Source organism: Pseudomonas sp. (genome assembly GCF_036404235.1).
GTDB lineage: Bacteria > Pseudomonadota > Gammaproteobacteria > Pseudomonadales > Pseudomonadaceae > Aquipseudomonas.
Genome location: NZ_DASWOT010000207.1, coordinates 1 through 2,204, shown reverse-complemented (window position 1 = coordinate 2,204; position 2,204 = coordinate 1). Strand labels below are relative to the sequence as shown.

The following is a 2,204-nucleotide window of genomic DNA, read 5'->3' as shown; positions in this document are numbered from 1 at the left end:
GTAGCCGGAAATAAACAGTTTTTCAGTGCCGTCAGGTTGATACACCGCGCGCCGGACTGCCCCGATATTAGCGCCATACACGTGGACGCTGATCGACACTTGGTCGTCGAAAGCGTTGCTCACCTGATGGATGTCGTTGCTGCGAGGCGACAGGGCTTCGACCTGGCCAGGCTCCAGACGAATCGCCGAGCCTTCTTTTTCCAGACGGCCGTCGGCGCTGCGGGCATAGCCCTGGGAGTATTCGGCGCCGCGCAGCATGCCGATTAGGCCCCAGACCCGTGGTCGTGAATCGGTGTGCTCTGACCTGGCCCCCAGACGAAACTCACAATCGAGAAACGCTGGCGCGAATCAGCGTGCAGCAGAAATTGTTGATAACGGGTCGGATCGGGGACGGCGAACTCATCTGGCAACCAGTCGTCGAAGCTGACCAGTTGCCCCAGCAGCTTGCCTCCACGGTGCAGCAGGTCGCCGTCGCGAAGGTTGCTGTCGATCAATTCAGCGAGCGCGTCGATGAATTCACGCAGGCGCTCAGGGTGTCGGGTTTGCGTCATGTCGGTTCCAGCGCTTGATTGAGGCATGGATGAATATAAACATAATGTGACGAGCTAATATGCTACTTTTTAATGATTAGGTTATAACCAAAGTGTCTTTAATTTCTTTTTACGATCGTGGCACCGCTCCAACTTGTTGGCGATGCGGTTCTGGAGCGTGTCAGGTCAAACGCCTCGCGAACAAGTTCGCTCCAACAGGGGATCGGGTTTGGCTTGGGATAGGGTAACTGTTGGAGCGAGGCTTGCCCGCGAAGCTCACGACGCGGAGTGTCAGGTAACGCCGAGGTACCAGCTTCGCGAACAAGTTCGCTCCTACAGAAAATCTGTGGGCTATCCAGATTTACGATTTGGAATTATGCTTTTTGCCTATCTTGTCCCCCATCTTCTATGTGCGGTCCGAATGAAAATTGATGATATCGATGCCTTCGTGGCAGTGATTCGCTGTCAGTCGATCAGCCATGCCGCTGAATCGCTGGATCTGACGCAGCCGGCGATTACTCGTCGGGTGCAGAACTTTGAGCGGGCGCTGGGCGTCGGGTTGTTCGACCGCAACACCAAACCGCTCAAACCTACGCCCATGGGCATTCAGGTGTATCAGAAGTGCCTGGCGATTCTGAGGGAAATGGACTCATTGCGTGAACTGGTTGCCACCGACACGCCGCCCAGCGGTTTGCTGCGCCTGGGCGTACCGCAAACCATTGGCGACGTGGTGTTGCTCGACGCGCTTAAGCACCTGCGCGGGCAGTTTCCTGATCTGCGGGCGCAGGTCGTGACGGGATGGGGCAGTCATCTGATCGGCAAGATCGAGAACGGTGAACTGGACGCTGCGGCGGCGTTGTTTCCCGCTGGCAAGATTTTCCCGGAAAACATCGTCGGCGAATCCATCGGCAAGATGGAGTTGGTAGTGGTCTGCGACAAGGCCAGCCTGCCGAAAAAGCCGATGAAGCTTGCCGACTGCTATGACCGTGGCTGGGTGCTGAACCCGGACGGCTGTGGGTTTCGCGCGGGGCTGCAACGCACACTGGCCGATCTGGGGCTGAGCCTGAAGGTCAATCTGGAAACCTTCGGCACCGAACTGCAATTGGGTCTGGTGGCTGACGGCATGGGCTTGGGCCTGGTGCCGCGTCCGCTGCTTGAGCGCAGCGCCCATCGCGATCAACTGGCGGTCGTGCCGCTCAAGGACTTCAAGCCAGTGATGGATCTGTGGCTGATCTACCCGCGCTTTCTTGGCAATCTTCAAGGGCCGGTGGCGTCGTTCGGCAGTCTGGTGGCCGAATCGTTGAAGCAGGCGCGCGATGCGGCGTGAGCCCGTTCGGTCAGGTCTATTTTCATCATAAAATTTATTGATAATTAGCTTAGAAGAAAATGTCATTTTTAAACATTTTCTTATGCGCATAGGCTCCCTCGATACCTCTACATGAGTCATCCGGGAGTCCTACCATGAGCAACGTCAGTTCTTTACCGCTGCATCCCCCATCCAGCGACGTCCGCGACCGTGTCACTCCTGAAGAATGGGAAGTGCGTGTCAAACTGGCGGCGGCTTATCGGATCGCTGCGCTCAAGCGCTGGACCGATCATATTTACACGCACTTTTCCGCACGTGTGCCTGGGCCGGAAGAGCATTTCCTGATCAATCCCTTCGGTCTGCTGTTC

General features: G+C 56.7%; 2 protein-coding genes and 1 pseudogene. 2 read left to right on the top strand and 1 reads right to left on the bottom strand.

Annotated elements, in window-relative coordinates; all coding sequences use genetic code 11:
* A pseudogene (locus VGC62_RS26115) lies at positions 1-551 on the bottom strand (cysteine dioxygenase); the annotation flags it as partial.
* Positions 552-951: 400 nt separating this feature from the next.
* Here VGC62_RS26115 and VGC62_RS26110 point away from each other — a divergent pair.
* Complete coding sequence (locus VGC62_RS26110; RefSeq protein ID WP_331189970.1) at positions 952-1,857, top strand: LysR family transcriptional regulator; 906 nt, start codon at positions 952-954, stop codon at positions 1,855-1,857.
* A gap of 134 nt (positions 1,858-1,991) precedes the next feature.
* On the top strand, positions 1,992-2,204 hold a 213-nt coding region (locus VGC62_RS26105; RefSeq protein ID WP_331189969.1), incomplete at its 3' end, for a class II aldolase/adducin family protein.

Excerpts from the sequence above, each read along its gene's own strand:
- VGC62_RS26110 (WP_331189970.1), top strand. The coding sequence starts at position 952 with ATGAAAATTGATGATATCGATGCCTTCGTGGCAGTGATTCGCTGTCAG.